The organism is Hoeflea sp. (assembly GCF_039975035.1).
Taxonomy (GTDB): Bacteria; Pseudomonadota; Alphaproteobacteria; order Rhizobiales; family Rhizobiaceae; genus Hoeflea.
Window position 1 is genome coordinate 1 of the sequence record NZ_JBDWHW010000219.1, and the last position, 5,271, is coordinate 5,271.

Here is a 5,271-nt window from a genome sequence, read left to right on the forward strand (position 1 = left end):
GGTCGTCATTGGCAGGCAGAACCGGCGGCTGGAAGTTCGATGGCACTCGCCCCGACAACAGCCCCGCTCCCTTGAGTTCGTCCATGCCCGGCAGGTCGCGCAGGTCCTCAAGACCGAAATGATCGAGAAACGCAGGCGTGGTCCCATAGGTCACCGGCCGGCCCGGAGACCGGCGGCGGCCGCGCATCCGCACCCAGCCGGTTTCCATGAGCACATCCAGCGTACCCTTGGAGGTCGCGACACCGCGAACGTCCTCGATTTCTGCGCGGGTCACCGGCTGGTGGTAGGCAATGGTCGACAACACCTCGAGTCCGGCGCGCGACAGCTTCCTGATCTCGGTTTCTTCCTGACGGATCAGGAATCCGAGATCGGCGGCAGTCCGGAACGCCCAGGCATCGCCAACGCGGACCAGATTGACGCCCCTGTGCGCATAACTCGCGGCCAAACGCTGTATCACCACGCCAACCGGCACGCCCTTGGGCAGCTTGCCGGCGATCAGGTTCTCGGCAACCGGTGTGCTTGACGCAAAGATCAGCGCTTCCGCGATACGTTCGGCTTCATCCAGCGCGCGCTCCCTGAGCGCATCAAGCGCATCGCCGGACATCTCGTCATCCTCCGCCTGGTCAGCCTGGCCGCCATAGGCAACCGCCGCTCCGTGACCGGGATTCATGGTCATGGTTTGCTCCCTGCGTTCGCGGCGGCTTGTTGCGGGCGCCGCATGAAGATAGGTTGGAAAGCGCCGTCCTGACGGATTTCAAGCCGCCCTTCCCGCACCATTTCCAGACTTGCCGCGAACGAACTGGCGATCGCGGTCACACGCTCCTCGGGATCCGAAAGATAACGGATCAGGTATTGATCGAGCGCCATCCAGTCCTTGAGCTCGCCGATCAGGCGAACCAGAATCACGCGCGCATCGGCCAGCGACCACACTCGCCGTCGGGCGATGGTGACCTGGGTGACGGTCTGGCGTTGTTTCTGTGCCGCATAGGCGGTCAGCAAATCATACAGCGTTGCATCAAAACTGGCGGTCTTGTCGATCACCATCGATTCGGGTTCACCGCGTGCAAACACATCACGCCCCAGCCGGTTGCGATTGACCAGCCGAGTGGCGGCTTCACGCATGGCCTCAAGCCGCTTGAGCCGGAACGCCAGCTGCGCCGCCATCTCCTCGCCGCTGGGCTCATCGCCTTTTGGACTGTGCGGGATCAGCAAGCGGGACTTGAGATAGGCAAGCCACGCCGCCATGACCAGATAATCCGCTGCCAGCTCGAGCCGCAACTGGCGGGCTTTTTCGACAAACAGCAGATATTGCTCGGCCAGCGCCAGTACCGAGATCTTGGCCAGATCCACCCGCTGGGTCCGCGCCAGATGCAACAGCAGGTCCAGTGGACCTTCAAATCCCTCGACATCAATCACCAGCGACGGATCGCCGGTGGCCCGGTCGGTCTTGGGATCCTCCCACATCACATCCATGGGCGTCTTGCCCACGGGAGTTATGTCAGGTCCGCCACCGGTTTGCCGGTTGCCGTTGGTCACGCTTGCCGCCTTTCATTCTCAAGAGGCCGCCATCAGCCCCTCGAATTCTTCCCGCAACGAAGCCTCGTCGCTGGTGTCGGGCTCCTGGAACGCCGCCATCACGGCGCCAGCGCGCCGCAACCCGTCTCCCGACAGCACAGGCGAGACCGAGGCCACCGCCTCCATTTCCGTCCTGTTGCCATTGCAGTGCAAAGTGACATCGCATCCCGCGGCGAAAATTGCACCTGCCCTGGCCGCGAAATCCCCAGAAAGCGCATTCATCGACACGTCATCTGACATCAACAGGCCATCAAAGCCGATTTCAGAGCGAATAATCTCGTCCACCACCCGCCGCGAGGTGGTGGCGGGCTGAACCGGATCAATGTCAGTGTAGACAACATGCGCCGACATCGCCATGGCCTCATCGCGAAGCGCCCGGAAAGGCGCGAAATCCCGGGCCGACAATTCGGCTCGTGGCGCATCGACTCGAGGCAATTCGAAATGCGTGTCGGCGCCGGCACGGCCATGACCGGGAATGTGCTTGATCACCGGCAGCATGCCGCCGGCCTTCAGCCCTTCCGCCGCAGCGCGCCCCATGGCGGCCACCATATCGGGCGATATTCCATAGGCCCGGCTGCCGATCACCTCGTGTCCGCCGGGCGCGGGAACATCGAGCACAGGCAGGCAGTCGACCGTGATCCCCAGCGGATAAAGATCAAAGGCATGAAGACGCGACATGATCCAGGCGGCGCGCAATCCTGCTTCGGGATTGGCCAGATAAAGCGCGCCAAGATCCGCACCTGACGGATATTGCGGCACCAATGGCGGCTTGAAGCGCTGGACCCGTCCGCCCTCCTGGTCGATCAGCACCGGCGCATCCACAGACCCGATACAGTCGCGAAGACTGGCGGTCAATTCCGCCACCTGGCTCAAGCTGACGATATTGCGTCCGAACAGGATGAACCCCCAGGGCTTGTTTTCCTTGAAAAACGCTACCTCATCGGGTCCCAGTTCCGGTCCCGCACATCCGAAAATAACTGCTTTTGATTCGCTCATACGCTGATGGTAGTCGATCGGCCCGCGTTTGACAGGCTCCGGAGTTGCATCGGTCCTTCAAACATTCAAGCCGCACCTGATGGCGCGGCTTGCTTGGTGAGCGATCTTGTGATGCCGGAATACTTAGCGCGACACGAAGCAGCTTCCGCCAGCCGCCTTGTAGCGGGCGCACAAGGCATTGGCCTGATCACGGGATCCGGCGGGGACCCTGACCCGGTGGAAGACACCCTTGCCCGGAATATCGGCACGCTGGATATCCACGCCGAGGCCACCAATGACCGAGTTGTAGCGAGTGGACAGCGTTCGCCAGGATGCCTGCGCACCCTCTTCGCTCGGTTGCGAGGCGATTTGCACATAGTAACCGCCCGGATTGGCAGCGGGTACTGCGGCTGCGGGCGCCGAGGCAACCTCCACCGGCTGAGCCGGTGCGGAAGGCGGTGTTGTCTGGCCGGTGGCGACGCTGCCGCCCTGGGTCACGGTTCCGACCACGGTGACCGGCTGGTCCGCCGGGCGGCTTTGTGGAACCGGCGCGCGGACAGGTTGCGTCTTGACCACCCGGACCGGAGCTATCGATTGTTCCGCGGAAGCTGTGTCCGCCTCCGACGAGGTGTCCGTCGCCGGCGCGGGGTCTATGGCCGCAGCCGCTGCGGAGGCTTGCTCGACCGGTTCTGCGGCCGACTCCGGTTCACCCGGCGTGGCAGTTTGGGTTGCCACGGTCTCTGCAGGCGCCGCTACCGGCTGCTCCGCTGCAGTCGGGGTCTCGAGCGCTGGCTCCGGTTCTTCGCGAGCCACGATCGAGCCATCCGGCTTGACGATCATGGTGCGCACCCGCCGCGGCGACACCACCGGTGTGGCTGTGGCGTCGGTGCCCGCATCCGCGTCAGGACCACTGGCCGCCAGACGCTCCTCGGATTTGACCGCCATGTCGCCACGTCCTTCCAGCGGAAGGACCTCCGGATCGAGAGTGCGTTGCACGACATCCACCGGCTCTTCCGCCGAATTGACCAGCGCCGGCTGTCCCGGGGACGTCGCAGTGCCGCCGGCAACCCGGTCGTAAACCGCCTTGTCCTGGTTGGGAACCGTCACACCGCCGGGATTTTCGGGCAAAACCTTCACCGGTTCCTTGTCCGCCCGGATAATGCGCGGGCCGCCATCCTCATTGGTGTCGTCACCAGACAACATGGTCCAACCCAGAACCCCGCCTACTGCGAGAACAGCAAAGCCAAGGACGGCCAAAGCCAGAAAAGGTCCGCGCGAGCCGGTTTCCTCTTCCGCGGGTTCGTCGACAAAAACTTCCCCGTCATGGTTTCCATCCGCCGGTCCATCAGAGTGCACATCAGCACTCTGATAAGGGTGATCGGGCAACCCGACGCCGAGTTCTCGTTCCAAGGCTATGTAATCATCGGAAACTTCATAGCTGCGCGAGGCCGATGCCCCACGGCTCCAATCCTCGGTTGCCGCATATGTCGTGCCAGTCGCAACTTCGCTGCCCGAATCGGAATCATCGATGATGTCGGCGAATTCCCTTTCAATATCGGTGTCGTAATCTGGATCCACCGGCTGTGGCTCGTCCTGTGCGATTTCGGGCACGTCAATATCAGCAACCATCTCGACAGCTGTATCGGGCTCGGTGATCAGCTGCGCATCGAAATAATAGTCGCCCTCGCCAGATGGTTGAGCGGATTGATCTTCGGATTCAGACGTTTCAAACCCGCTGAGCCAATCGTCCTGCTGCGGCTCAAAATTTGCCTCCTCAGGCAGGTCGGCGCCGATCGGATGTTCCGGTCCGGCGTCGGATTCGCCAATTTGACCGTCAACTGCGGGAACCAGCCCCAGGAATGCCTCAGCCATCTCGTCGTGCTCGACCGCCACACTCTCCGGCTGTTCTGTTGCGTACCAATCGGCAGGCGTTTCACTCTCTTCCAGTTCGGTTTTGGAGGCAGATGTTTCCATGGGCCCTGCCCCAGCCACATCGAATTCCGCGGCAGTTTCCGAAAGCGCCTGATCAAGATCAAAATCGAGATCGAAATCAAGATTATCAGTATCTTCGGGTTTCGTCCCGGCTCGGCCATCCGTCTGATCGGGCAAGCCGAACATATCCTCGAGTTCTTCATCAAGTTCCTCGGTGATGGCGTCCTCAATGTTGTCCACGGACCAGCTTTCGGCCGTTTCGACCGGTGCTTCAGCACCAGCGGTCAAAGCCTCATCATCGGCCAGGTCGGCAAGCAACTCTTCGGCCGCCACGTCGAAAGCCGATTGATCTCCATCGGTGACAACATCATCCCATTCGCCCTGGTCCGCATCGTCGTGAAATCCGGTCTGACTGACGCTTTGAAAGCCCTCTCGCCCCTGGGCATCCGGTGCGCCGGAATGATCCATCGACATGCCTTGCTCAAAGGCATCGAGTTCAGTGGAAAGGAAGTCCTCGAACCCCTGTGCGGCATCAGCGGGATCATCGACCGGCAACGGCTTTCCGAACGGAAACACGGGCTGCGCGACATGCGGCTCGCTCATGTCCGCAGCAGGCACGGCATCCGGCAGGTCATCAAAACCCTCCGGATTGCCCGCAAGGTCGGCTTCGCGATCATCGAAAGCTTCGGGCGTCTCGGAAACCATATCATCAGTCCGCATCATTTCCGGTGCAGGATCTGAGGGTGACTGCGAGATTGAGTGTGGATTTGCAGGCAGGTCGAAACGGAT

General features: G+C 61.8%; 4 protein-coding genes. All 4 read right to left on the reverse strand.

Going from position 1 to position 5,271, the window contains the following annotated elements; genetic code table 11:
• On the reverse strand, positions 1-604 hold a 604-nt coding region (gene scpB / locus ABJN75_RS19270; RefSeq protein WP_348441216.1), incomplete at its 3' end, for an SMC-Scp complex subunit ScpB.
• Positions 605-672: 68 nt separating this feature from the next.
• Positions 673-1,473 (reverse strand): ScpA family protein, encoded by an 801-nt coding sequence (locus tag ABJN75_RS19275; RefSeq protein ID WP_348441217.1) that lies wholly within the window; start codon positions 1,471-1,473, stop codon positions 673-675.
• Positions 1,474-1,554: 81 nt separating this feature from the next.
• Entirely contained in the window at positions 1,555-2,589 is a 1,035-nt protein-coding gene (nagZ, locus tag ABJN75_RS19280; protein WP_348441218.1) for a beta-N-acetylhexosaminidase, read from the reverse strand.
• A gap of 105 nt (positions 2,590-2,694) precedes the next feature.
• Complete coding sequence (locus ABJN75_RS19285) at positions 2,695-5,187, reverse strand: SPOR domain-containing protein (protein ID WP_348441215.1); 2,493 nt, start codon at positions 5,185-5,187, stop codon at positions 2,695-2,697.
• Positions 5,188-5,271 lie beyond the last annotated feature (84 nt).